The organism is Streptomyces sp. YIM 121038, assembly GCF_006088715.1.
Classification (GTDB): Bacteria; Actinomycetota; Actinomycetes; order Streptomycetales; family Streptomycetaceae; genus Streptomyces.
The window spans coordinates 6289190-6313559 of record NZ_CP030771.1; the positions used below are offsets into that span (position 1 = coordinate 6289190).

A 24370-nucleotide genomic window follows, 5' to 3' on the forward strand; every position below is an offset into this window, starting at 1 on the left:
ACGGCCCCGTGGTGCCGGGTCACACGGTGAGCAGCCAGCGCCCGCCGCCTATCAGCGAGCACAGCGACACGGCGTGGAACAGGGAGAGCCACAGGCCCGCAGGGACGTGCGTCAGCCGGGCCAGCTGGTCCGCGTCGGAGTCCCCGGCGCCCCCGTGCCGCCGCTTGGCCTGGAGCTCGAAGGCGGGCCGCACGCCGCCCAGGAGCAGGAACCACACCACCGCGTACGCGAAGGCGGCCTGCACGTCGGTGCTCGCCAGCCAGGAGACGACCAGGAAGGCGCCGCCCGCCAGGACCATCGTGAGCGCGCCGTACGCGTTGCGGATCATCACCAGCATCGCGGCGAGCAGGGCCGTGGCGATCCACAGGAAGGCCGTGATGTGCCCCTGGGAGAGCAGCGCCGCGCCGCCGAGGCCGAGCAGCGGGGGAGCGGTGTAGCCCGCGGCGGCGGTGAGGACCATGCCGAGGCCGGAGGGCTTGCCGCGGCTGACGGTCAGGCCGCTGGTGTCGGAGTGCAGCCGGATGCCGTCCAGGCGGCGCCCGGTGAGCAGGGCGACCAGGCCGTGGCCGCCCTCGTGCGCGATGGTGATGGCGTTGCGGGCCACGCGCCAGACGCCGTGCGGGACGACGGCGGCGAGCGCGACGACGCCGGTGGCGATCACCAGCCACTGCTCGGGCGCGGACTGCGTGCCGAAGACGCGGTCCCACAGGTCGCTCAGGCTGGCGGAAGCGGTGGTGTGCATTGCTCGGTTGGCTCCCTGTCGTGTGCCGCGGCGTGGCAGTGTTGCACGTATGTGCGGACGGTATGCATCGAGTCGTAGGCCCGAGGATCTCGCAGGAATCTTCGAGGTCCAGAAGTGGGAGCCGGAAGAGGCCCTGGAGGCGGACTACAACGTCGCTCCCACGAAAGAGGTCTACGCCGTCCTCGACCGTCCCCTGAAAGACGCCGCGGACAAGGCTCCGGTTCGCCAGCTGCGCAAGCTGAAGTGGGGACTCGTACCGTCCTGGGCCAAGACGCCGGAGGGCGGCGCGCGGATGATCAACGCGCGCGCCGAGACGGTGCACGAGAAGCCCTCCTACCGCCGGGCCTTCGCCGCGCGGCGCTGCATCCTGCCGGCCGACGGCTATTACGAGTGGGTGACCGCGGCCGCCGAGCGCGAGCTGGAGGTCGAGGGCAAGAAGAAGCGGCCCCGCAAGCAGCCGTACTTCGTGCTGCCCGCCGACGGCTCCGTGTTCGCGATGGCGGGCCTGTACGAGTTCTGGCGGGACCGCACGCTGCCCGACGAGCACCCGCTCGCCTGGTGGGTGACCTGCTCGGTGATCACCACGGAGGCGGAGACCACCCCGCTCGCCGTCGCCCCGGAGGGCGGGCCCGGCTCGCTCGCGGACATCCACCCGCGCATGCCGCTGATGCTCACGCCCGACCGCTGGGACGCCTGGCTCGACCCGGCGCGCACCGACGTCGAGGACGTGCGCCCGCTCCTGGAGCCGCCGCCCGCCGGGCTCATGCGCGCCTTCCCCGTCTCGACGGCCGTCAGCAACGTCCGCAACAACGGTCCGGAGCTGCTGAAGGAACTGGACGGCCCCGAAGAGGGCACACTCTTCTGACGTGACGCACAGTGAGACCCACAGCGAAGTCGTCGAGACCGACGCCGGGACCGCCCGGATCACCTGGCACCCCGCCGAGCGGCCCCGGGCCGTCCTGGCCGTCGGCCACGGGGCGGGCGGCGGCATCGAGGCCCGCGACCTCCAGGCCATCGCCGCCGTCCTGCCCGCGCACGGCGTGACCGTCGCCCTGGTGGAGCAGCCCTGGCGGGTCGCGGGCAAGAAGGTGGCGCCCGCGCCGAAGACGCTCGACACCGGGTGGCGCGGCCTGTGGCCCGCCCTCGCGAAGCCCGGCCTGCCGGTGATCGCGGGCGGTCGCAGCGCCGGGGCCCGCGTGGCCTGCCGCACGGCCACCGAGCTCGGCGCGGCCGCCGTGCTCGCGCTGAGCTTCCCGCTGCACCCGCCGGGCAGGCCGGAGAGGTCCCGCGCCGACGAGCTGCTCGGCGCCGGGGTGCCGACGCTCGTGGTGCAGGGCGGCAACGACCCCTTCGGCAAGCCCGCGGAATTCCCCGGTATCGAGGGGGGCCGCGCGCGGCGCGACGGGACAAGGGCGGTGGTGGGAGACGGGTGGGCGTACGACCTCGTCGAGGTTCCCTTCGGCGACCACTCCTTCGCCGTGCCCAAGCGGGCGGACATCGGCCAGGAGGAGGCTGTGAAGCGGATCACGGACGCCGTCGTCGCCTGGACGGCCGCTACGGGAATGTTGAGCGCGTGACCTCTGTTGTCGCGAACAGACCGCAAACAGTGTTCGTAGAAGAGGGGGCCGCCCGCATGGGATCGACCATCTGCCCGAACCGCTCCAAGTCCTCTGACCTGGAGTGGAGCGTGCTGAGCGCGCCCAAGGCGACCCCTATTCGAGCGGCGGGCAAAGCGGGTCGTCGTCTATCCTCCGAAACCAGTGGGACCGGCTACGGCCCCACCACGTCGTTGGAGGAGGTGGGTCCGGTCACTGGGACCGACGCAGGCACTGAGCACGGTCACTCCGAGCAGCCGGAGCGTTCCGGCAAGGACGCCGAGACGGCCGCGGAGCGCACGGCCCGCTTCGAGCGGGACGCGCTGATGTTCCTCGACCAGATGTATTCGGCCGCGCTGCGTATGACGCGCAATCCCGCGGACGCGGAGGACCTGGTCCAGGAGACCTACGCGAAGGCGTACGCGTCGTTCCACCAGTTCCGCGAGGGCACCAACCTCAAGGCCTGGCTGTACCGCATCCTCACGAACACGTTCATCAACTCGTACCGCAAGAAGCAGCGCGAGCCCCAGCGCAGTGCCGCCGAGGAGATCGAGGACTGGCAGCTGGCGCGCGCCGAGTCGCACATGTCCACCGGACTGCGCTCGGCCGAGTCGCAGGCGCTCGACCACCTGCCGGACTCCGACGTGAAGAACGCGCTCCAGGCGATCCCGGAGGAATTCCGCATCGCCGTGTATCTGGCGGACGTGGAGGGCTTTGCGTACAAGGAGATCGCGGACATCATGGGTACACCCATCGGTACGGTGATGTCCCGTCTCCACCGGGGCCGCCGCCAACTCCGCGGCATGCTCGAGGACTACGCGCGTGACCGCGGCCTGGTCCCGGCCGGTGCCGGAGACTCGAACGAAGCGAAAGGCTCGGGCTCATGAGCTGCGGAGAGCCGCACGAGACTGACTGCAGTGAGGTCCTGGACCACCTCTATGAGTTCCTGGACCGGGAGATGCCGGACAGCGACTGCACCAAGTTCGAGACGCACTTCGAGGAGTGCTCCCCGTGCCTGGAGAAGTACGGCCTCGAACAGGCGGTGAAGAAGCTCGTCAAGCGCTGCTGCGGCCATGACGACGTACCCGCCGACCTGCGGGCGAAGGTCATGGGCCGGATCGACCTGATCCGCTCCGGGCAGGCCGTTCCGGACGAGGGCGTGGATCTGGCGCCCGGCTCCTGAGCGGAGGCGCCCCGCGGGTTCCTGGGGGGCGGTGCCCCGCGGGTTCCTGAGCGGAGGTGCTCCGCGGCCCCCGAAGGGCCGCTGTTCACCCGCTAGTTGAACGTTTCTCTCTGTTTCTTCTGGGGTTTCTCACTCGAAGGTGCTAATTCGCGCCCGCGCCCGCCGAGGCGGTCGGGGCCCGTTCTACTCTCCCGACCTGGATCGGGAGGAGAACCCCTATGCGGTCGGTGCCGGTGTGGGCCCGAGGCTACGTCCTGTGCGCCGCGCTCGGCGGGGCCGTCTGCGCGGCGCCCGCGTTCGGCCCCGGCACGCCATGGACCGTCGTCGGGCTGCTCGCCCTGCTGCACGCGGCCGGGGAGCGCACCGTCGTCCGCGGCGGCCCGGCCGTACCCGCCTTCTACCCGGTGCTGCTCGCCGCGGTGTTCCTGCTGCCGCCCGCCGCGGCCGCGCTCGTCGCCGTCCCCGGCGCCCTGCTCGCCCGCGTCCCCCGGCGCCCCCGGGGCCTTCGCCGCCTCTGGCGAGGCGCCCAGCCGGCCCTCGCCGCCTGGTCCTCGGGGTGGACGTACGCCGTGCTCGGCGGTCCCGGCGCGGCCTCGGCGCCGCCCGACTTCCCCGCCGTGCTGCTGCCCGCGGCGGTCGCCGTGCTCTGCTTCGCCGCGGTCGTCGCCGCCCTCGACGGCGGCATCCTGATGGCGGCGGAGCGGGTGCCGCCGCGGCACGCCTGGCGCGGACTGCTGCCGGGCTCGCTCGCGCCCGTCGCCGTGCACGGCCTGGCCGGGGTGATGATGGCGGTCCTCTGGAACAGCCGGTACGGCCCGCCGGCCGCGCTGCTCGTGCTGCTCCCGATGGGCGTCTCGTGCTGGGTGTTCGCCCAGTACCACCGCGAGCGCGCCGCGCACCAGGCCACCATCCGCGCGCTCGTGCAGGCCGTCGACATCAAGGACCGCTACACCCGGGGCCACAGCGAGCGGGTCGGCCGCGCCTCCGTGCTGATCGCCCGCGAGCTGGGCATGGACGACCGGCGCGTGGAGCTGCTCCGCTTCGCCGGGATCCTGCACGACGTGGGCAAGCTCGGCGTCCCCACCCGGCTCCTTCGCAAGGAGGGGCCGCTGACCCCGCAGGAGCGGCGCGTGATCGAGCTGCACCCCGAGTACGGCCACGAGATGGTGCGCGGCATCGGCTTCCTCGGGGAGGCCAGGGCGGCGATCCTGCACCACCACGAGCGCATCGACGGCAGCGGCTACCCCTATGGCCTGATGGGTCGTCAAATCCCGGAGTGCGCCCGGGTGGTGGCCGTCGCCGACGCCTTCGACGCCATGACGTCCTCGCGCTCCTACCGCCGGGCACGACCGGTCGAGGCCGCCGTCGCCGAACTGCGCAGATGCGCCGGGGCCCAGTTCGACCCGGCCATGGTCGGCGCCCTCGCGCGGGCCCTCGACCGGTGCGGATGGGACGCGGAGGTCACGGCCGGGGGCGGCGGAAACGCTTCACCGGGCGAGCCGCGTGAGCCGCGCGGGCCGCGTGAGCCCGGCCTGCCGGTGGAGCCGAGCGTGCCGGGCCCGGTCGGCGGTGTGGCGTCCGGCGCCCCCGCGGCCCGCGGCCCGGCCGCCCGGTGACGCGCGAGCCCGCGGGGCGGCTCGCCGCAGCGATGGCCGCCGCGCTCCGCGGCGCCGCCCTCCTCACCGCGCTCGCCGCGCTCGGGGCCACGCTCTGGCGCGGCGTCGAGGAGCCCGGGACCGCCCTCGCCTTCGGCGCGCTCATCGCCGTGGGCGACCTGGCCCGGTGGGGGAGCGGCGGCGAGCGGGAGCCCGCGCCCCTGGGGGCCGCGGGCGCGCTGGCGTACGCCCTGCTGGGGGAGAGCGGCGGGCGGGCGACCCACCATGGGGTCCTCCAGGTGGTCGCCGTGGTCGTGGCGGCGGGGCTCGTCGGCGCCGTGCCGCACGTCGCGCTCGGGCGCGGGCCCGCGCCCGACGCCCTGGCCCGGCGCGTGCTCACCGTCGCGTTCGCCGCCGTGTGCTTCCAGCCGCTGTACAACTCGGGCCGCCTACAGGCCCTGGCGGGCTACGGCAGCTGGTACGCCCTCGTCGTCGTGGCCCTGCTCGCGCTCACCGCGCTGTGCGACGCCGTGCTCGCGGCGGCCCTGGCGCACGCCCGCCGGGGGTGGCCGTTCGGGCCGCTGCTCCGCGACGAGCTGCGGCGCATGCCCGGCATCGGCTCCGCCGTGTGCGCCACGGGGGCCGTGATGGCGCTCGCCGTCGCCGTGGCGGGGCTGTGGGCGCTGCCGGTGCTCAGCTGCCCGCTGCTGCTCACCCAGCTGGCCGTCCGCCGCTACGCCGCCGTGCGGGCCACCTACCGGCAGACCATCGCCTCGCTGGCCCGCGCCACCGAGATCGCCGGGTACACCCCCGCGGGGCACGCCAGACGCGTCGCGGACCTCAGCCGGGCCATGGGGCGTGAGCTGGGGCTCTGTGGAGCGGACCTCACCGTCCTCGAGTACGCGGCGCTGATGCACGACATCGGGCAGCTCTCCCTGGTCGACCCCGTGCCCGCGGGCGCCACCGCCCGCCTGCCCGCCACCGAGCAGCGGCGCATCGCCCTGCTCGGCGGGGCCGTGGTCCGGCAGACCGGGGTGGCCGCCGACGTCGCCGTCGTCGTGGAGCGCCAGGCCGATCCGTACCGCGAGCAGCCGCTCACCGCCCGTATCGTGCGGACCGCGAACGCATACGACGAGATGGCACGGGAACACGGGCCCCAAGGACCACTGGCCGCCCTGGAGCGGCTGCGGCTCGGGACCGGGCGCGAGTACCAGACAGAGGTGGTCGAGGCCCTGGCCCGGGCCCTGGCGGGGGCGCCCCGCCGGGCCCGTTAGCGCGCTGGGGGCACGGGTGCCCCGGCCGCCGACCGGTACGGCCCCTGACACGATCGGGGGGTCCGGCCGCGGCCCCGCCGAGGCGGCGGGGGGCGGGTCCCGGCCGCTCCGCGAAGGCGCCGGGGACGGGTCGTCTGACCTCGGGCCCCGCTGGGTAACCCATGGGTAATGAGCGGCCGTCCGACCGTACGTGGTTGGATGCGAAAGAGAAGCGGGGCCGCGCGGCAGCGCGGCGGCGGGGACATCCCGACAAGAGCTGGCAGGCGGGAATCGTGAGGATCTTCGGCAAGGGACGGCACCGGCCCTCCGCCTCCTGGCGGCAGGCCACCGACAGGGCGTTCACGCTCATCGGCGACGGTCGCTACGAGGACGCGGGCGCGCTCCTGACGCGCGCCGCCGATCTCGAACCCTGGCTTTCGGAGTCCTGGTTCAACCTCGCGCTGCTGCACAAGTTCCGGCACGACTGGGAGCAGGCGCGGGCCGCGGGCCTGCGGGCCGTGGCGCTGCTGGACCGCTCGGCGGGCGCCCCCGACTGGTGGAACGTGGGCATCGCGGCGACCGCCCTGCAGGACTGGCCGCTGGCGCGCAGGGCCTGGCAGGCGTACGGCCTCAAGGTGCCCGGCGGGGTCGCCGCGACGGGTGAGCCCGCGGGGATGGACCTGGGCAGTGCGGCCGTGCGGCTCTCGCCGGAGGGCGAGGCGGAGGTCGTCTGGGGCCGCAGGCTGGACCCGGCCCGCATGGAGGTGCTGTCGATTCCGCTGCCGTCCTCCGGGCGGCGCTGGGGCGAGGTCGTCCTGCACGACGGGGTGCCGCACGGCGAGCGGACCACGGCCGCCGGGCACGCGTACCCCGTCTTCGACGAGATCGAGCTGTGGGCGCCGTCGCCCGTGCCCACCTGGGTCGTCCTCCTGGAGGCCGCGACCGAGGAGGACCGGGACGCCCTGGAGAAGCTCGCCGCCGACGCCGGTTTCGCCGCCGAGGACTGGTCGTCGTCCGTGCGGCTGCTCTGCCGGATGTGCTCGGAGTCGCGGATGCCCAGCGACGAGGGCGACGGGGAGCACCTGGACCCGCACGACCACAGCGAGCCGGGGCACCCCGGGCCGCTCGGCCACCGCAGCCCGGGAGCGCTGTGGGTCCCCGAGCGGGAGTGCGGCCTGGCCGCCCCCGCGGGGCTCGTGCGCGGCCTGCTCGACGGCTGGGTCGCCGACAGCCCGGACTCCCGGGCCTGGCGCGACCTCGAAGAGGTCTGCTAGCCCCCCGGCGAGCGCCGGAGGCCGGTGCCCCGACGGGGAGCTGCCCGTACCCTGTACGGGCAGTACACGGACCCAGGAAGAAGGCATACGGCGGACATGGCGCAGGACACTGAGCAGAGTTACGCGGACGGAGTGCTCCCGGTCGACGACGAGGGCTTCGTCATCGACACGGAAGACTGCGAGGAGCGGGAGACGGCTTACCGCGAGCGCGGCACGTCCCGGCCCATCACGGTCGTCGGCAATCCGGTGCTGCACAAGGAGTGCAAGGACGTCACGGCCTTCGACGACGAGCTCGCGAAGCTGGTCGACGACATGTTCGCGAGCCAGCGCGTCGCCCAGGGCGTCGGTGTCGCCGCCAACCAGGTCGGCGTCGACCTGAAGGTCTTCGTGTACGACTGCATGGACGACGAGGGCGTGCGGCACGTGGGCGTCGTCTGCAACCCGGTCCTCCAGGAGCTGCCCGCGGACCGCCGCCGCCTGGACGACTCGGGCGAGGGCTGCCTGTCCGTGCCGACGGCGTACGCGCCGCTGGCCCGCCCCGACTACGCGGTCGTGACCGGTCAGGACGAGAAGGGCAACCCCATCAAGGTGCGCGGCACGGGCTACTTCGCCCGCTGCCTCCAGCACGAGACGGACCACCTGTACGGGTATCTGTACATCGACCGCCTCTCCAAGCGGGAGCGCAAGGACGCGCTGCGGCAGATGGCGGAGGGCACGCCGCGCTACCCCGTGGTGCCGAATGACTGAACTGCGCCACGGCTGAGGCGCGCGGTGAGCGCGTGACGACAGCGGCCCCTGGTCGGGAGCACCCCACTGACCAGGGGCCGTTGGTGTACCCGCTCAGAACCGGACAGGACTAGCCCACGATCAGCCGCCCGTGATCCAGATTCAGTCACGTAAGGGGATGTTCTCGGCACGCTGGGGTAGTGAATGGCGCAAATGTGTTCCCTGAACGGTCAGTTGTGGTGCTGAATGGAAAGCGCGGGGATACGCAACGGCGCGCGCCCGGCACGGCAACAGGGGCGTGGGCCTCAGCGCGGTCGAGAGGGGTTTGTTCGTGCCTGCTTCCTCACACAGCACTTCACAGTCGGACTGGGCGACACGTGCCGCGGCACGCGTTCCGGCATATGCAGCGGAACGCGTCCCGAGGCAACGACAGAAGCCGTCCGAGTCGATGCACTCACCAGTTCGACAGGCGGTATCGGTGCCGCCCGCACTGGCCCTTCCGGTGGTGGAGTCGGAGTTTCCCCGGCATCTGCATCCGTATTGGCCAAAGCTTCAGGAGAAGTCCCGGGCGTGGCTCCTGGAAAAGCGCCTCATGCCCCCGGACAAGGTCGCGGCATATGCCGACAGCCTGTGCTACACGGACTTGGTGGCCGGGTACTACATCGGGGCCCCCGATGCGCTGCTCGCCGCCATCGCGGACCTCAGCTCGTGGTTCTTCGGCTGGGACGACCGGCACGACCGGGACGCGGTGCACGGCAGGACCGCGGGCTGGCGGCACCTGTGCGTCGGCCTGCACGAGACACTCCAGGACCCGCACGCGCAGCTGCACCACAAGGACCCCCTGGTCGCGGGGTTCGCAGACTGTGTCCTGAGGCTGTACGCGCACCTCGGGCCGCGGTGGAACGCGCGCTTCGCCCGGCACTTCCACCCGGTGATCGACGCCTACGACCACGAGTTCGGCAACCGCCGCACCGGGACGGTGCCGAGCGTCGAGGCGTACGTCGAGCTGCGCCGGCTCACCTTCGCGCACTGGGTCTGGATCGACCTGCTCGAACCCACCGCGCGCCAGGAACTGCCGGACGCGGTGCGGAAACACCCCGCCTATCGCGCGGCGGCACTCGCGACCCAGGATTTCTCCGCCTGGTACAACGACCTCTGCTCGCTGCCGAAGGAATTGGCGGGAGACGAGGTGCACAACCTCGGAATTTCCCTCATCCACCATGAAGGTCTTTCGTTGCAGCAGGCGGTGGCGGAAGTGCACCGGCGCGTCAGTGACTGTGTAACTGATTTTCTCGCGGTGGAACCGGAAGTACTGGGTCTGGCGGATGAATTGATCGACGGCAGCGCGGCGGGCAGGAAGGCGAGTGCCGCGCTGCAATCCTGCGTCTTCAACATGCGGAACTGGTTCAGTTCCGTCTACTGGTTCCACCACGAATCCGGCAGATATCGCGTCGACAACTGGGACGACCGATCCTTGCCCCCGTACGTGTCCGACGCTCCGGGACCCGAGCTCCCGGAATGTGAATTGGCAGGCCCCGAACTGGCAGGAGGCCAGGAATGACCGTCGAATCCACAGCGTCCGCCATACCCGCACCGGCCGGTTCGCAGCGGCTGAATACGCCGCCGCTGGTCCCCGGTGGAGCGCCACTTCTCGGCCACGCCTGGAACCTGGTGCGCGACCCGCTCGGCTTCCTCGCCGATCTGCGGGACCACGGCGATCTCGTCCGGATCCGACTAGGGCCCAAAACGGCGTACGCGGTGTGCGCCCCGGACCTCGTCGGCGCCCTCCTCAAGAGCCCGGAGTACGCCGTCGGCGGGCCGCTCTGGGACACCCTGGAGGTGCTCCTCGGCAAGGGCGTGGCGACCAGCAACGGCCCGCTGCACCGGCGCCAGCGGCGCATGATGCAGCCCGCGTTCCGGCCCGAGCGCATCGCCGACTACGCGCGCGTGATGGAGGAGGAGGCCCAGGCGACGGCGGGCCGCTGGAGTGACGGGGAGGCGGTGGACATCAGCGCGGAGATGTTCCGCACGGCCGTGCGCGTCGTCTCCCGCTCACTGCTCGAAGTCGACTCGATCGGCGAGAAGGCGGACCGCATCTGCGAGTCGCTGCACACCGTCTTCGAGGGCCTGTACCGCCGCATGGTCCTTTCCGTCGGGCCGCTGTACCGCGTGCCGACGCCCGCCAACCGGCGCTTCGAGCGCGCGCTCGCCGATCTGCACGCGCTCGTCGACGAGATCATCGCCGAACGCCGGCGCTGCGGAAACGGCACGGAAGAGGACTTGCTGGCCGTATTGCTCGCCGCCCGCGACGAATCGGGACGGCCGCTGACGGACCAGGAGATCCATGACCACGTCGTCTCGCTCGTCGTGGCGGGCGCCGAGAATGTCGCCTCGACACTGGCATGGGTCTTCCATCTGCTCACCGAACATCCGGCCCACGAAAGGCGGTTGGTTGAAGAGGTAAATTCCGTGACGGGAGGGCGTCCCGTCGCCTTCGCCGATCTCGGCGAGCTGCGGCACACGCGCAATGTCGTCACGGAGGCGATGCGTATACGACCGGCCGCCTGGATTTTCACGCGGAGGTCCGTGGCCGAGACCACCCTCGGCGGCTATCGCATTCCGGCCGACGCGGACATCGTGTACAGCGTGTACGCGATGCAGCGCGATCCGCGTTCCTTCGAGCGGCATCTGGAGTTCGACCCGGACCGGTGGAATCCGGAACGTGCGGCGCGCGTACCGGAGTTCGCCATGATGCCCTTCGGCGTGGGCAACCGTAAGTGCCCCGGCGATCACTTCAGCCTGGTGGAACTCACCCTCATCCTGGCCACGATCGCCGCCACCTGGCGGCTCGACCCCACGGCGCGGACCGACACGCGCACGAAGGTCGGCATCACGCTGCACCCGCGGGATCTGGTGCTGCGCGCCACGGCGCGCTGACACCGGCGCACCGCGTGCCCGCACCGGCCCCGGCGTCGGTGCGGGCACGCGCGTCAGGCCGCCGGCTCGGCCCCGGGCCCGCGGAACGTACGCCGGTACGCGTTCGGCGTGGTGCCGAGCACGCGGACGAACTGGTGGCGCAGCGCGGCCGCGTTCGGGAAGCCGGAGCGCCACGCGACCGCGTCCACGGTCTCGTCCGTAGCCTCCAGCAACTCCTGGGCGCGCAGCAGGCGTTGGCGCAGCAGCCAGCGGTACGGCGTGGTGCCGGTCTCCTGCTGGAAGCGGCGCGCGAAGGTGCGCGGCGACATGTGGGCGCGGGCGGCGAGCCGGTCGACGGCGAGCTCCTGGTCGAGGTGGCGCTCCATCCAGGCCAGGACCTCGCCGACGGTGTCGCAGCGGCCGCGCGGCAGCGGGCGCTCGATGTACTGGGCCTGGCCGCCGTCGCGGTGCGGCGGCACGATCATGCGGCGGGCGATGGCGTTGGCGACCTCCACGCCGTCCTCCCTGCGGACCAGGTGCAGGGCGGCGTCGATGCCCGCGGCGGTGCCCGCGGAGGTGATCACCGGGTCCTCGTCGACGTACAGCACGTCCGGTTCGACCACGGCCCGCGGACAGCGGCGCATGAGCTGGTCGGCGTGGCGCCAGTGCACCGCGCAGCGCCGCCCGTCCAGGAGCCCGGCCGCCGCGAGCACGAAGGCGCCGGTGCAGACGCTGAGCACCCGGGTGCCGCGCTCGGTGGCGCGGCGCAGGGCGTCGAGCAGCGCGGGCGGGAAGTCCCGCGTCACATAGGAGTCGCCCGCGGGGACGGTGATCAGATCGGCCTCTTCGAGGCGGTCCAGGCCGTACGGCGTGGAGATGGTGAAGCCCGCGTGCGTGGAGAGCGTGGGGCCCTCGGCCGACACGAGCGCGAAGTCGTACACCGGAAGGCCCTCGTCGCTGCGGTCGAGGCCGAACACCTCGGACACCACGCCGAGTTCGAAGGGATGCACACCGTCCAGGGCGACGGCGGCCACGTTCCTCAACATGAGGACAGTGTGCCGCGCCGTTGGCAGGAAATCGAGGGTGTGCGGCAGTCCTGCCACTGATGCCGGAGGACGGCCGGCGCGAGAGTGGTCGTCATGAACGCACACGACGCACTCGACACGCTGGCCGTCCTCGGGGTCTTCCTGCTCATGGCCCTGCCGTCACTGATCGGCCACGCCCACGACCGCCGGATCGACCGGGAGCTGCGGGAGGCCGAGCGCGGGCCCGGGCCGCGGGATCAGAACTCGTCGTCGAAGGAGACCGAGCCCTCCACGGCGACCTGGTACGCGGACGGGCGCCGCTCGAAGAAGTTGGTCAGCTCCTGAACGCCCTGGAGCTCCATGAACGAGAACGGGTTCTCGGAGCCGAACACCGGCGCGAAGCCCAGGCGCGTCAGACGCTGGTCGGCGACGCACTGGAGGTACTCGCGCATCGACTCGGTGTTCATGCCGGGCAGGCCGTCGCCGCACAGGTCGCGCGCGAACTGCAGCTCGGCGTCGACCGCCTCCTTCAGCATGTCCGTGACCTGCTGCTGGAGCTGGTCGTCGAACAGCTCCGGCTCCTCCTTGCGGACGGTGTCCACGACCTCGAAGGCGAAGCTCATGTGCATCGTCTCGTCGCGGAACACCCAGTTGGTGCCGGTCGCGAGGCCGTGCAGCAGACCGCGGCTGCGCAGCCAGTAGACGTACGCGAAGGCACCGTAGAAGAACAGGCCCTCGATGCACGCCGCGAAGCAGATCAGGTTCAGCACGAAGCGGCGCCGGTCGGCCTGCGACTCCAGGCGGTCCAGCTTCTCCACCGAGTCCATCCACTTGAAGCAGAACTCGGCCTTCTCCCGGATGGAGGGGATGTTCTCCACGGCGGCGAAGGCGGCGGCGCGGTCGTCCGGGTCGGGGAGATAGGTGTCGAGCAGCGTCAGATAGAACTGGACGTGCACGGCCTCCTCGAACAGCTGCCGGCTCAGATAGAGCCGCGCCTCGGGGGAGTTGATGTGCTTGTAGAGGGTGAGCACGAGGTTGTTCGCCACGATCGAGTCGCCGGTCGCGAAGAACGCGACCAGGCGGCCGATCAGGTGCTGCTCCTCGGGCGTCAGCTTGGCGAGGTCGGCCACGTCCGAGTGGAGGTCGACCTCCTCCACGGTCCAGGTGTTCTTGATCGCGTCCCGGTAGCGCTCGTAGAAGTCCGGGTAGCGCATCGGGCGGAGCGTCAGCTCGAAGCCCGGGTCGAGCAGGTTCTTCTCGCCCGTCGAGGTGGTGTGCATTTCCGACTGGGACATTACTGGCAGGCCTCGCAGGACTCGGGGTTTTCCAGGGAGCAGGCGATCGCCTCGGGGTCGGTCACCTGCTGGGGGACGGGGGCGGCCGCGGCGGCGGAGCCCCCGGCGGCGCGGGCGATGCGCGTCGCGGGGCGCGAGCGCAGGTAGTACGTGGTCTTGAGGCCCTGCTGCCAGGCGTAGGCGTACATCGAGGAGAGCTTGCCGATGGTCGGCGTCTCCAGGAACAGGTTCAGGGACTGCGACTGGTCGAGGTACGGCGTGCGCGCGGCGGCCATGTCGATCAGGCCGCGCTGCGGGATCTCCCAGGCCGTGCGGTACAGGTTCCGCACGTCGGCGGGCACCCAGGTGAAGCCCTGCACCGAGCCGTTGGACTCGCGCAGCGCCTCACGGGTCTGCGCGTCCCAGACGCCGAGCTTCTTGAGGTCCTGCACCAGGTAGGAGTTCACCTGGAGGAACTCGCCGGACAGCGTCTCGCGCTTGAAGAGGTTGGAGACCTGCGGCTCGATGCACTCGTAGACGCCCGCGATGGACGCGATGGTGGCCGTCGGGGCGATGGCGAGGAGCAGCGAGTTGCGCATGCCGACCTTGCCGATGCGCGCCCGCAGGGCCTCCCAGCGCTCGGGCCAGGCCCGCTCCGTCTCGTAGTGGTCGGGGTGCAGGACACCGCGCGCCGTGCGGGTCTTCTCCCAGGCGGGCAGCGGCCCGTGGCGCTCGGCGAGGTCCGCGGACGCCTCGTACGCGGCGAGCATGATCCGCTCGGCGATCCGGGTGGACAGCGCCTTGGCCTCGGGGGAGTCGAAGGGCAGCCGCAGCTGGAAGAAGACGTCCTGCAGGCCCATGGCGCCGAGGCCCACCGGGCGCCACTTGGCGTTGGAGCGCCCGGCCTGCTCGGTCGGGTAGAAGTTGATGTCCACGACGCGGTCGAGGAACGTCACGGCGGTGCGGACGGTGGCGTCCAGGCGCTCCCAGTCGATGTCCCCGTCGGCCACGAAGGCCCCGAGGTTCACCGAGCCGAGGTTGCACACGGCCGTCTCGCCGTCGTCCGTGACCTCCAGGATCTCCGTGCACAGATTCGAGGAGTGCACGGTGTGGCCGGGCTCGGCGGTCTGGTTGGCGGTGCGGTTGGAGGCGTCCTTGAAGGTCATCCAGCCGTTGCCGGTCTGCGCGAGGGTGCGCATCATGCGGCCGTACAGATCGCGGGCGGGCATGGTCTTCTGCGCCAGGCCCTTGGCCTCGGCCGCGCGGTAGGCCGTGTCGAACTCCTCGCCCCACAGGTCGACGAGCTCGGGCACGTCGGCGGGGGAGAACAGCGACCACTCCTGGTCGGCGGCGACCCGGCGCATGAACTCGTCCGGGATCCAGTGCGCCAGGTTCAGGTTGTGGGTGCGCCGGGCGTCCTCGCCGGTGTTGTCCCGCAGCTCCAGGAACTCCTCGATGTCGGAGTGCCAGGTCTCCAGGTAGACGGCGGCGGCGCCCTTGCGGCGGCCGCCCTGGTTCACGGCGGCGACGGAGGCGTCGAGCGTCTTCAGGAACGGCACGATGCCGTTGGAGTGGCCGTTCGTGCCGCGGATCAGCGAACCGCGCGAGCGGATGCGGGAGTACGACAGGCCGATGCCGCCCGCGTGCTTCGACAGGCGCGCCACCTGGTGGTAGCGGTCGTAGATCGAGTCCAGCTCGTCGAGCGGGGAGTCGAGCAGGTAGCAGCTCGACATCTGCGGGTGGCGGGTGCCGGAGTTGAAGAGCGTCGGCGACGACGGCAGGTAGTCGAGGCGGCTCATCAGGCCGTACAGCGCGGCGACCTCGTCGAGGGCGCGCACGGAGTCGTCCTCGGCGAGACCGGTGGCCACGCGCAGCATGAAGTGCTGCGGCGTCTCGATGACCTTGCGGGTGATCGGGTGGCGCAGCAGGTAGCGGCTGTGCAGCGTGCGCAGGCCGAAGTAGCCGAAGCGGCGGTCGGCGCCGTCGGCCAGCGCGGCCTCCACGAGGGCGTCCAGACGGGTGCCGTGCAGGGCCGCGAAGTCGGCGGTGCGGTCGGCGATCAGGCCCTCGCGGTGGCCGACCGCGACGGACTCGGAGAACGACGTGACGCCCTGCGAGGCGGCCTCCTCGCGGATGCCGACGCTCAGGAGCCGGGCGGCGAGCCGGGAGTACGCGGGGTCCTCGGAGATGAGCCCGGCGGCCGCCTCGGTGGCGAGCTCCCGCAACTCCGCCTCGTCGGCCTTCGCCGAGCGGCCGCGCAGCGCGGCCGCGGCGACGCGTCCGGGGTCGGCGTCGGGAAGGTCGGCGGTGAGGTCGGTCAGGGTGCGCAGCAGGGCGGCGCCGGGCCCGTCGGTGGACGGGGCGGACTGCTCGGCGTGCTGCTGACCGGCTTCGGCCTGCGCTGACGCGGGCTCGGCGGGCGCGATGGTCACGTGGTGCTCTCCCTCGCTCGGCTCTGGGCATCGAGGCAGGCGGAGGCACACGGGCGCGACCGCGCGAGGCGGTACGTACGCCGCGTCCACCAGCCCATGTCCACGAGGCCCGGACGTCTGCACCCGGACCGGGCGGCACGGGTGCGCTGTCGGCAGGTCCTCGGACTTTGTGGGTACGCAAATGCGCACACGTACACCGTTGCGGGACAGTTCCGGACTTCCACCGGATTCCCCTGCGGCGACAGCGAGGACGAGCATACATCTTGTGCCGGGTTTCGGTGGCGCCCCTAGATGTTGTGTCGGAGGTGACCGTTCCCTCACGGGGTGTGGTCGCTCGGGAGCAGGTCGGAGCGTCAACTCGCCAGGGAGAAAGGCCGGACCGGGGGACGGATACCGGGTCCGGAGCGGGGCGCGGAGGGGTTGGGGCGGGGCCCGGCGCGGGGCGTGGAGGGCTGCGGCGGGGCGTGGAGGCCTGGGCCGGGGCCCGGCGCGGCCGGGGGTGCCGGTCGGTCAGCCGCCCGCGCCCGGGGGGTCCTGCGGGGCGCCGTCGCCGTTCGGCGGCAGGTCGCCGCGCTCCGCGGGGCGGCCCGTGTCGCCGCCGTCCGTGGGCAGGCCCTCGGGGTCGGCCGTCTCGGGCAGGGTCGCGTCGAGTTCGCGGTCGTCGGCGCGGTGGGCGGTCTCGGCGGCGGCGCGCAGCACCGCGCGGCTCACCGCGCCGCGGTCGGCGGCGAGCTGGATGCGCAGCCCGTTCTCCGAGCGGACGTACTCGTGCCGGGAGCCCGTGCGGCGGTACCAGCCCTTGCCGTCCTTCTCGCAGCGCGTGGCGGCGGGCGGGACCGTGCGGCAGTTCCCGTCGGTGACGGTGCCCCGGTCGACGGAGAGCGTGAGCTGCGCGCCGCCCTCGTCCCGTACGTAGGTGGACTGGAAGCCGTAGTCGCCGATCACGCCCACCGACTGCCGGGCCAGCTCGAAGCCGTCGGCCTCCGTCACGTAGACGTGCTCCACGACGGTCTGCGCCGCCTCGGCGCGGGCCTTCAGCTCGGCGCGGTCCGGCGGCGCCGCGCTGTCGAGGCTGTCCGAACCGCAGCCGGTGAGGGCGAGGGGGGCGAGGAGCAGGGCCGGGAGGAGGCGGCGGGAACGTCTCATGCGCACATCCTTTCGCATGCGTCCGCCGCCGTGCCCCGCCCGGCCCTGTCGGTCCGTGCCGCCTCGGCTCAGTGGCCCGCCCCCACCTTGGGCAGCTCGACGGCCACGCCCTTGTCACCGGCGTCCGCCGTGTAGTCCTCGGGGGAGGTCTCGTCGACGCCCTCGGGGGCCTTGAACGCCTTCAGGACGAAGGTGAGGACGACCGTCACGACCACGTTCAGGACGAACGCCGTCAGGCCGATGTAGCCGATCTCACCGATGCCGGGGATCTCCTTGGAGGACCCGCCGAAGTGCGCCTGCGTCGGCGAGGCGACGCCGTAGGCGGCCACCGTGCCGTAGATCATGCCGGCCGCCCACCCGGCGAGCAGCGCCCACCGGTGGAACCACCGCGTGAACAGGCCGCCGACGAGCGCGGGCATGGTCTGCAGGATCCAGATGCCGCCCAGGAGCTGGAAGTTGATGGCGACGGTCTTGTCCATGGTGAGCACGAAGGCGAGGGCGCCCACCTTCACCAGGAGCGAGACCAGCTTGGAGACCTTGGTCTCCTGCTCGGGCGTCGCGTCCGGCTTGAGGAAGTCCTTGTAGATGTTGCGCGTGAAGAGGTTCGCGGCCGCGATGGACATGATGGCGGCGGGCACGAGCGCGCCGATGCCGATGGCCGCGAAGGCCACGCCGGTGAACCAGTCGGGGAACATGTCCTCGAACAGCTGCGGAATCGCCAGCTGCCCGTTGTCGACCTTCACCCCGGCCGCGATCGCCATGAACCCGAGCAGCGCGAGCAGGCCCAGCATCAGCGAGTACAGCGGCAGGATGGTGGTGTTGCGGCGGATCACGTCCCGGCTGCGCGAGGACAGCGTCGCGGTGATCGAGTGCGGGTACATGAAGAGCGCGAGCGCCGAGCCGAGCGCCAGGGTCGCGTACGTCCAGGTCCCCGCGTCGCCGGGCACGAGCGCGCCGACGGGCTTGCCGGTCGCCTCGTTGGTCGCCGAGAACTTCTCGCTCGCCGCGTGGAAGACGTCGTCGAACCCGCCGAGTTTGATCGGGATGTAGATGATGGCCACCACGATCACGATGTAGATCAGGGTGTCCTTCACGAACGCGATCAGCGCCGGGGCCCTCAGGCCCGAGGAGTAGGTGTACGCGGCGAGCACGCCGAAGGCGATGAGCAGCGGCAGGTCCTTGACGAACCAGTTGGTGTCGTCGCCGCCGCCGACGCCCATCACGTCCAGGACGGCCTGGATGCCGACGAGTTGGAGCGCGATGTAGGGCATCGTCGCGAGGATGCCGGTGACGGCCACCGCGAGCGAGAGGCCCTTGGAGCCGAAGCGCCCGCGCACGAAGTCGGACGTGGTCACATAGCCGTGCTTGTGCGAGACCGACCAGAGCCGGGGCAGGAAGGTGAAGATCAGCGGATAGACGAGGATGGTGTACGGCACCGCGAAGAACCCGGCGGCGCCCGCCGCGTAGATCGCCGCGGGCACGGCCACGAAGGTGTACGCCGTGTAGAGGTCGCCGCCGAGCAGGAACCACGTCACCCAGGTGCCGAACGACCGGCCGCCGAGACCCCATTCGTCGAGGCTGTCGCTCTCGGCCCGGCGCCAGCGGGCGGCGAGGAAGCCCATGACGGTGACCGCGAGGAAGAAGAAGATGAAGACGGCGAGCGCGACGCCGTTCACGCCGTCGTTCATGACCGCGCACCCCCCTGGCCGCGGGCGGCCTTGCGGGCGCGCATGTCGCGCTGCCACAGCTGATAGGCGATCATCGTGAGCGCGGTCGAGATCAGCACCCACAGCATCTGGTACCAGTAGAAGAACGGGATGCCGATGAAGGCCGGGTCGGCCTTCGCGTAGGAGCTCACCCAGAGCATGGCCACGAAGGGCGCCGCGAGACAGAGGGCGACGACCACACGGACCGGTGTGACCACCGGCTGTCTCACTTCAGGCGCAACCGGCACTTCAGGCACATCTGGCATACCGCGGCTCCGTTCGCTCACTTATCCCGTGTTTAACGTGCGGGAAATCTAAGCGACGGTCTTGGCCTACGGAACCCCTGTCCGTATAACGGACGGGCCACAGAGGGGTCTTCAGCGCCCTCAGCAGCAGCGGAAGCCCTGCCGCGGGTCCGACTCCTGGCGGTCCGTCCGCATACGCTCGAACGCCCTCCGGGTCGGCACGGCCGCGGCCGGATGCTCCTTGCGCACGTGCGCCACGTACCGCTCGTACGCGGACTCGTCCGTCAACTCCCGTACGTACCAGCGGACGGCGCGCAGCGCGCGGCGCAGCGGGCCGGTCACGAGGGGCCCGCCTGCGCGCGTTCGTAGGCCACCAGCTCCGCCTTCTCCTCCTTCGTGGCGACGAGCCCGGCGGGCGCGACGGTCCTCGACTCCACGAACGGCGCCTCGCTCAGGCGCGAGGACAGCGGGTCGCGGACGTGCCGGACGCAGACGCGGGCCGCGTCCACGAGCACGATCACGACGAGGACCGCGAGGGCCGCCGAAAGGACGCCGTCCACCGTGGAGTTGGTGACGACGGTGTGCATGTCGTCCATGGTCTTGGCGGGCGGCAGGACCTTGCCGTCGTCGATGGCGTCCCGGTAGACCGAGCGCTGCTTGAAGAAGCCCACGCGCGGGTCGTTGGAGAACACCTTCTGCCAGCTCGCCGTGAGCGTCACCGTCGCGTCCCAGACCAGGGGGACCCCGGTGATCCAGGCCCACTTGAGCCGTCCGGACTTCACCAGGAGCGTGGTGCACACGGCGAGGGCCACGGCGGCGAGCAGCTGGTTGGCGATGCCGAAGATCGGGAAGAGCTGGTTGATGCCGCCGAGCGGCTCGTGCACGCCGACCCAGAGGAAGTAGCCCCACAGGCCGGTCACGACCGCGCTGGTCAGCACCAGGCCCGGCTTCCAGCTCACGTTCTTGAAGGGTTTATAGACGTTGCCCAGCATGTCCTGGAGCATGAACCGGCCCACGCGCGTGCCCGCGTCGAGCGCGGTGAGGATGAAAAGGGCCTCAAACATGATCGCGAAGTGGTACCAGAACGCCCGCAGCGAGTCCCCGGTGACCTTGGAGAAGATCTCCGAGACGCCGATCGCCAGGGTCGGCGCGCCGCCCGTGCGCGAGAGCAGCGAGCTCTCCTCGACGTTCTCGGCGGCCCGCGCGAGGTCCTCGGGGGAGATGGTGTACCCGAAGTTCGCGACCGCCCGGGACGCCTCCTGGACGGTGTCGCCGACCACGCCCGCGGGCGCGTTCATCGCGAAGTACAGGCCCGGGTCGATGATGCTCGCCGCGACCAGGGCCATGACCGCCACGGACGACTCCATCAGCATGGAGCCGTAGCCGATCATCCGGACCTGGGTCTCCTTCTGGATCATCTTCGGCGTCGTGCCGGAGGAGATCAGGGCGTGGAAGCCGGAGAGCGCGCCGCACGCGATCGTGATGAACACGAACGGGAAGAGCGAGCCCGCGAAGACCGGCCCGTCGCCGCGCGAGGCGAAGTCGGTGACCGGGTCCATCTTCAGCGTCGGCAGGGTGAGGACCACACCGAGCGCGAGCAGCACGATCGTGCCGATCTTCATGAACGTGGACAGGTAGTCGCGCGGCGCGAGCAGCATCCACACCGGCAGGATCGAGGCGATGAAGCCGTACGCCACCAGCCAGATGACCAGCGTCGAGGGGGCGAGCGTGAAGGCCTCCGCCCAGGAGGACTCCGCCACCCAGCGGCCCGCGACCAGCGCGAGCAGCAGCAGGCCGATGCCGATGAACGAGACCTCGCTGACCCGGCCCGGGCGCAGGATCCGCAGGTAGAAGCCCATGAACAGGGCGATCGGGATCGTCATCGCGATCGAGAAGGTGCCCCAGGGCGAGTCGGCGAGGGCGTTCACGATCACGAGCGCGAGCACGCCAAGGAGGATGATCATGATGGCGAAGGTGGCGAGCAGCGCCGCGGCCCCGCCGAACGGGCCGATCTCGTCCCGCGCCATCTGACCGAGGGACTTGCCGTCGCGGCGGGTGGAGAAGAACAGGACCACCATGTCCTGCACGGCCCCCGCGAAGATCACCCCCGCGATGATCCAGATGGTGCCGGGCAAATACCCCATCTGGGCGGCGAGCACGGGCCCCACCAGGGGCCCCGCGCCCGCGATCGCCGCGAAGTGGTGGCCGAGCAGTACGCGCCGGTCGGTCGGGTGGAAGTCGATGCCGTTGTCGAGCCGCTCGGCGGGCGTGGCCCTGCGCTTGTCGACGCGCAGGACCTTGTGCGCGATGAACTTCGCGTAGAAGCGGTAGGCGATGGCGTACGAGCCGAGGGCGGCGGCCACCATCCAGGCGGCGGACACCTCCTCGTCCCGGGAGAGCGCGAGCACGGTCCAGCCCGCGGCGCCGACCAGCGCGACGAGGCTCCAGATGACTAGGGTCTTGGGGGTCGCTGTGCGCACGGGCCGTCCTCCCGGTCGCGTGTCTGCGGTGACGGGAGGACGGTAGGGCAGGAAGGTGATCTGCGCCATGGGGCGGACAGGGTGAAACGCGGTGCGGGCCGGGGCCCGGGGCGTGACGGGCGGGGTCCGGGGCATGGCGGGCGGGGCCCGGGGAGTGGCAGTCGGGGCCCGGGGAGTGGCGGTCGGGGCGAATCGCGGTGTCGCCCGGGCGCGGGGCGTGACGGCCGGGCGCGCCTCGCTCCCGTGCCCCGGCCCGGTGGTGCCGGTGCCGCCGGGCGCCGGCGCGCGACGGCGGCACCGCGGCGGTGCCGGTCCTGGTGGTCTCAGTCCTGCGGTCGCTTGAGCCGGGCCACGAACTTGTACCGGTCGCCCCGGTACACCGAGCGCACCCACTCCACCGGCTGCCCGCCGCCGTCCACGGAGTGCCGCGACAGCATCAGCATCGGCAGGCCCACGTCGGTGCCGAGCAGGCCCGCCTCGCGCGGGGTCGCGAGGGAGGTCTCGATGGTCTCCTCGGCCTCGGCGAGGTGCACGTCGTAGACCTCGGCGAGCGCCGTGTAGAGCGAGGTGTACTTCACCAGCGAGCGTCTGAGCGCGGGGAAGCGCTTCGCGGACAGGTGCGTGGTCTCGATGGCCATCGGCTCGCCGCTGGCGAGCCGCAGGCGCTCGATGCGCAGGACGCGCCCGCCCGCGGCGATGTCCAGGAGGCCGGCGAGGGTGTCGTCGGCGGTGATGTACCCGATGTCCAGGAGCTGGGAGGTCGGCTCCAGGCCCTGGGCCTTCATGTCCTCGGTGTACGAGGTGAGTTGGAGCGCCTGCGACACCTTCGGCTTGGCCACGAACGTGCCCTTGCCCTGGATGCGCTCCAGGCGCCCCTCGACGACCAGCTCCTGCAGGGCCTGGCGCACCGTCGTGCGCGAGGTGTCGAACTCGGCGGCGAGCGTGCGCTCGGGCGGCACCGGGGTGCCCGGCGGCAGGGTCTCGGTCATGTCCAGCAAGTGCCGCTTGAGGCGGTAGTACTTGGGTACGCGGGCCGGGCGCACGGGCTTGCCGGGGCCGGAGCCGTCGCCCGCCACCGGGGCGGCCGTGCTCGCGGATGCCGTCGCCGAGGTGCCGACCTCGGACCGGGTACTGCCCGCCTCTGTGCCCATGCTCCGCCTTCCCCGTTCCTGCGCTGCTCTCACCGGCTCCTGTGCTGCTGCCGTCACCGGCTCCTCCGTCTGTCGCGGCTCACATCGTGGCACGGTCCGGGCCAGGGGGGTCACCCCTGTTCGAGCGAAGCCGTGGGGGTGAGCCGTGGCGCTCAGGTGTCGGTCCGATAACGGAGCCGACTGCCCTTCTTATACACCCTTGACACCCCAAAAGGTCTAGGCCAAGCTCCCCCGTACTGGTCTACACCATTAAAGACCAGGTCCAGTCCCACGGGCAGTCTTTCGGTCCTCTTGGTCGCTGCGGGTGGGGGGTTGGCTGGGTGGCATCCAAAGGAGGATGACGTGAAGCGCAAGCTCATAGCGGCTATCGGTGTCGCGGGCATGTTGGTCTCGATCGCGGCCTGTGGTGGCGACAGCGACGACGACAAGAAGTCCGGGGCGGACGGCTTCAAGGGCGAGACGCTGACGCTCTGGGCCATGGACGGCTCGACGCCGGACACCTGGACCAAGGACGTCAAGGCGGCCTTCGAGAAGAAGACCGGCGCGAAGCTCAAGCTCGAGGTCCAGGACTGGAACGGCATCCAGCAGAAGCTGACCGCCGCCCTCTCCGAGGAGAACCCGCCGGACGTCTTCGAGATCGGCAACACCCAGACGGCCGCCTACGCCAAGTCCGGCGGCCTCGCCGACCTGAGTGACCTCAAGGAGTCCCTCGGCGCCGACTGGACCGATTCGATCAACAAGTCCACGGTCGTCGACGGCAAGCAGTACGCCGCCCCGTGGTTCGTCCTGAACCGCGTCGTGCTCTACAACAAGAAGGTCTGGGCCGACGCGGGCATCAAGAAGACGCCCAAGACCCGTGACGAGTTCTACGCCGACCTGAAGAAGATCGGCGACAAGACCGACGCGGAGCCGATCTACCTGCCGGGCCAGAACTGGTACCACTTCGTGGGCCTCGTCATCGGCGAGGGCGGCGAGCTGGTCAAGAAGGACGGCGACAAGTACGTCTCCAACCTGGCCGACCCGAAGGTCGCCAAGGCCGCGGAGACCTACAAGAAGTTCCAGGCCCTGTCCAAGGCGCCGAAGAACAAGGACGAGGCCACCCCGCAGCAGGCCGAGGTCTTCGCCAAGGGCAAGACCGGCGCCTTCATCGGCATGAGCTGGGAGGCCGCCACGGCCATCAAGGCCAACAAGAAGATCGAGAAGGACATCGGCTACTTCACGATCCCCGGCGCCGCGGCCGACAAGCCCGAGGGCGTCTTCCTCGGCGGCTCCAACCTCGCCGTCGCCGCCACCAGCAAGAAGCAGGAGCTCGCCAAGGAGTTCCTGAAGATCGCCCTGTCCGACAAGTTCGAGGGCGCGCTCGCCAAGGAAGGCGGCGTGATCCCGAACAAGCAGGCCCTGGAGTCCAACCTCAAGGGCAACCCGGCCGCCGAGGCCATGGCCCCGGCCGCCGCCGGCGGTGGCATCACCCCGCTGATCCCGGAGTGGGCCGCCGTGGAGAACGAGCCCAACCCGATCAAGAGCTACCTGACCGCGGTCATGAACGGCGAATCGCCCGCCGACGCCGCCAAGAAGGTCGAGGGCGAGTTCAACAAGCGCCTGTCGCAGAAGCAGTAAGGAAGCGCCC

General features: G+C 71.4%; 22 protein-coding genes and 1 riboswitch. Of the genes, 12 read left to right on the forward strand and 10 right to left on the reverse strand.

Annotated elements, in window-relative coordinates; translation table 11 throughout:
* Window positions 1–19 precede the first annotated feature (19 nt).
* The gene (locus C9F11_RS27080) at window positions 20–742 is read right to left on the reverse strand and encodes a M50 family metallopeptidase (RefSeq protein WP_138961694.1); all 723 of its coding nucleotides are present in this window, start codon (window positions 740–742) and stop codon (window positions 20–22) included.
* 49 nt (window positions 743–791) lie between these two features.
* On the opposite strand from C9F11_RS27080, the gene C9F11_RS27085 reads away from it, so the two are divergent.
* The 10 genes from C9F11_RS27085 (at window position 792) to C9F11_RS27130 (ending at window position 11305) form a co-directional block, all read left to right on the forward strand.
* Window positions 792–1607: an SOS response-associated peptidase gene (locus C9F11_RS27085; protein ID WP_138961695.1), complete on the forward strand. Its 816-nt coding sequence runs from the start codon at window positions 792–794 to the stop codon at window positions 1605–1607.
* 1 nt (window position 1608) lies between these two features.
* A complete protein-coding gene (locus C9F11_RS27090; protein ID WP_138961696.1) occupies window positions 1609–2319 on the forward strand; it encodes an alpha/beta family hydrolase in 711 nt (236 codons plus the stop codon).
* 221 nt (window positions 2320–2540) lie between these two features.
* Window positions 2541–3224 (forward strand): RNA polymerase sigma factor SigR, encoded by a 684-nt coding sequence (sigR, locus tag C9F11_RS27095; RefSeq protein ID WP_212767830.1) that lies wholly within the window; start codon window positions 2541–2543, stop codon window positions 3222–3224.
* Window positions 3221–3520 (forward strand): mycothiol system anti-sigma-R factor, encoded by a 300-nt coding sequence (rsrA, locus tag C9F11_RS27100; RefSeq protein WP_138961698.1) that lies wholly within the window; start codon window positions 3221–3223, stop codon window positions 3518–3520. The genes sigR and rsrA overlap by 4 nt, the downstream gene beginning before the upstream one ends.
* 218 nt (window positions 3521–3738) lie before the next feature.
* The gene (locus tag C9F11_RS27105) at window positions 3739–5136 is read left to right on the forward strand and encodes an HD-GYP domain-containing protein (RefSeq protein ID WP_138961699.1); all 1398 of its coding nucleotides are present in this window, start codon (window positions 3739–3741) and stop codon (window positions 5134–5136) included.
* A gap of 32 nt (window positions 5137–5168) precedes the next feature.
* The gene (locus tag C9F11_RS27110; protein ID WP_138967052.1) at window positions 5169–6389 is read left to right on the forward strand and encodes an HD domain-containing protein; all 1221 of its coding nucleotides are present in this window, start codon (window positions 5169–5171) and stop codon (window positions 6387–6389) included.
* Window positions 6390–6661: 272 nt separating this feature from the next.
* On the forward strand, window positions 6662–7642 hold the full coding sequence (locus tag C9F11_RS27115) for a hypothetical protein (RefSeq protein ID WP_138961700.1): 981 nt from the start codon (window positions 6662–6664) through the stop codon (window positions 7640–7642).
* A 96-nt stretch (window positions 7643–7738) separates the two neighbouring features.
* Window positions 7739–8389, forward strand: coding sequence for a peptide deformylase (gene def / locus C9F11_RS27120; protein ID WP_138961701.1), 651 nt, complete (start codon window positions 7739–7741; stop codon window positions 8387–8389).
* A gap of 427 nt (window positions 8390–8816) precedes the next feature.
* A complete protein-coding gene (locus C9F11_RS27125) occupies window positions 8817–9929 on the forward strand; it encodes a multidrug MFS transporter (protein WP_138961702.1) in 1113 nt (370 codons plus the stop codon).
* A complete protein-coding gene (locus tag C9F11_RS27130; RefSeq protein WP_138961703.1) occupies window positions 9926–11305 on the forward strand; it encodes a cytochrome P450 in 1380 nt (459 codons plus the stop codon). Before C9F11_RS27125 ends, C9F11_RS27130 begins: the two co-directional genes overlap by 4 nt.
* Before the next feature lie 53 nt (window positions 11306–11358).
* Here the strand turns inward: C9F11_RS27130 and C9F11_RS27135 are convergent, their stop codons facing one another.
* Window positions 11359–12330: a helix-turn-helix domain-containing protein gene (locus tag C9F11_RS27135; RefSeq protein WP_138961704.1), complete on the reverse strand. Its 972-nt coding sequence runs from the start codon at window positions 12328–12330 to the stop codon at window positions 11359–11361.
* A gap of 93 nt (window positions 12331–12423) precedes the next feature.
* Between C9F11_RS27135 and C9F11_RS27140 the strand changes: the two genes are divergently transcribed.
* Window positions 12424–12654, forward strand: coding sequence for a hypothetical protein (locus tag C9F11_RS27140; protein ID WP_138961705.1), 231 nt, complete (start codon window positions 12424–12426; stop codon window positions 12652–12654).
* Here C9F11_RS27140 and C9F11_RS27145 read toward each other — a convergent pair.
* The 8 genes from C9F11_RS27145 to C9F11_RS27180 all read right to left on the reverse strand — a co-directional run bounded on the left by C9F11_RS27145 (window position 12567) and on the right by C9F11_RS27180 (window position 22743).
* Window positions 12567–13604 carry a ribonucleotide-diphosphate reductase subunit beta gene (locus C9F11_RS27145; RefSeq protein WP_171075854.1) on the reverse strand — a complete coding sequence of 346 codons (1038 nt, stop codon included), beginning with the start codon at window positions 13602–13604 and terminating at the stop codon, window positions 12567–12569. The genes C9F11_RS27140 and C9F11_RS27145 overlap by 88 nt on opposite strands.
* Window positions 13604–16015 carry a ribonucleoside-diphosphate reductase subunit alpha gene (locus C9F11_RS27150; protein ID WP_138961706.1) on the reverse strand — a complete coding sequence of 804 codons (2412 nt, stop codon included), beginning with the start codon at window positions 16013–16015 and terminating at the stop codon, window positions 13604–13606. The genes C9F11_RS27145 and C9F11_RS27150 overlap by 1 nt, the downstream gene beginning before the upstream one ends.
* A gap of 133 nt (window positions 16016–16148) precedes the next feature.
* Window positions 16149–16290, reverse strand: a riboswitch (cobalamin riboswitch).
* 235 nt (window positions 16291–16525) lie between these two features.
* The gene (locus tag C9F11_RS27155; protein WP_138961707.1) at window positions 16526–17161 is read right to left on the reverse strand and encodes a hypothetical protein; all 636 of its coding nucleotides are present in this window, start codon (window positions 17159–17161) and stop codon (window positions 16526–16528) included.
* A gap of 68 nt (window positions 17162–17229) precedes the next feature.
* Window positions 17230–18849 (reverse strand): sodium:solute symporter family protein, encoded by a 1620-nt coding sequence (locus C9F11_RS27160; RefSeq protein ID WP_138961708.1) that lies wholly within the window; start codon window positions 18847–18849, stop codon window positions 17230–17232.
* Complete coding sequence (locus tag C9F11_RS27165; RefSeq protein WP_138967056.1) at window positions 18846–19115, reverse strand: DUF3311 domain-containing protein; 270 nt, start codon at window positions 19113–19115, stop codon at window positions 18846–18848. The genes C9F11_RS27160 and C9F11_RS27165 overlap by 4 nt, the downstream gene beginning before the upstream one ends.
* Before the next feature lie 138 nt (window positions 19116–19253).
* The gene (locus C9F11_RS27170) at window positions 19254–19454 is read right to left on the reverse strand and encodes a YbdD/YjiX family protein (RefSeq protein WP_030683345.1); all 201 of its coding nucleotides are present in this window, start codon (window positions 19452–19454) and stop codon (window positions 19254–19256) included.
* Window positions 19451–21592 (reverse strand): carbon starvation CstA family protein, encoded by a 2142-nt coding sequence (locus C9F11_RS27175; RefSeq protein ID WP_138961709.1) that lies wholly within the window; start codon window positions 21590–21592, stop codon window positions 19451–19453. The genes C9F11_RS27170 and C9F11_RS27175 overlap by 4 nt, the downstream gene beginning before the upstream one ends.
* A gap of 323 nt (window positions 21593–21915) precedes the next feature.
* Complete coding sequence (locus C9F11_RS27180; protein WP_138961710.1) at window positions 21916–22743, reverse strand: GntR family transcriptional regulator; 828 nt, start codon at window positions 22741–22743, stop codon at window positions 21916–21918.
* 342 nt (window positions 22744–23085) lie between these two features.
* Here C9F11_RS27180 and C9F11_RS27185 point away from each other — a divergent pair, with 342 nt between their 5' ends.
* Window positions 23086–24360: an extracellular solute-binding protein gene (locus tag C9F11_RS27185; protein ID WP_138961711.1), complete on the forward strand. Its 1275-nt coding sequence runs from the start codon at window positions 23086–23088 to the stop codon at window positions 24358–24360.
* Window positions 24361–24370 lie beyond the last annotated feature (10 nt).

Coding starts and splice junctions, on each gene's coding strand:
- C9F11_RS27080 (WP_138961694.1), bottom strand. CDS start 742: ATGCACACCACCGCTTCCGCCAGCCTGAGCGACCTGTGGGACCGCGTC.
- C9F11_RS27085 (WP_138961695.1), top strand. CDS start 792: ATGTGCGGACGGTATGCATCGAGTCGTAGGCCCGAGGATCTCGCAGGA.
- rsrA (WP_138961698.1), top strand. CDS start 3,221: ATGAGCTGCGGAGAGCCGCACGAGACTGACTGCAGTGAGGTCCTGGAC.
- C9F11_RS27105 (WP_138961699.1), top strand. CDS start 3,739: ATGCGGTCGGTGCCGGTGTGGGCCCGAGGCTACGTCCTGTGCGCCGCG.
- C9F11_RS27110 (WP_138967052.1), top strand. CDS start 5,169: ATGGCCGCCGCGCTCCGCGGCGCCGCCCTCCTCACCGCGCTCGCCGCG.
- def (WP_138961701.1), top strand. CDS start 7,739: ATGGCGCAGGACACTGAGCAGAGTTACGCGGACGGAGTGCTCCCGGTC.
- C9F11_RS27125 (WP_138961702.1), top strand. CDS start 8,817: ATGCACTCACCAGTTCGACAGGCGGTATCGGTGCCGCCCGCACTGGCC.
- C9F11_RS27130 (WP_138961703.1), top strand. CDS start 9,926: ATGACCGTCGAATCCACAGCGTCCGCCATACCCGCACCGGCCGGTTCG.
- C9F11_RS27135 (WP_138961704.1), bottom strand. CDS start 12,330: ATGTTGAGGAACGTGGCCGCCGTCGCCCTGGACGGTGTGCATCCCTTC.
- C9F11_RS27140 (WP_138961705.1), top strand. CDS start 12,424: ATGAACGCACACGACGCACTCGACACGCTGGCCGTCCTCGGGGTCTTC.
- C9F11_RS27145 (WP_171075854.1), bottom strand. CDS start 13,604: ATGTCCCAGTCGGAAATGCACACCACCTCGACGGGCGAGAAGAACCTG.
- C9F11_RS27155 (WP_138961707.1), bottom strand. CDS start 17,161: ATGAGACGTTCCCGCCGCCTCCTCCCGGCCCTGCTCCTCGCCCCCCTC.
- C9F11_RS27160 (WP_138961708.1), bottom strand. CDS start 18,849: ATGAACGACGGCGTGAACGGCGTCGCGCTCGCCGTCTTCATCTTCTTC.
- C9F11_RS27180 (WP_138961710.1), bottom strand. CDS start 22,743: ATGGGCACAGAGGCGGGCAGTACCCGGTCCGAGGTCGGCACCTCGGCG.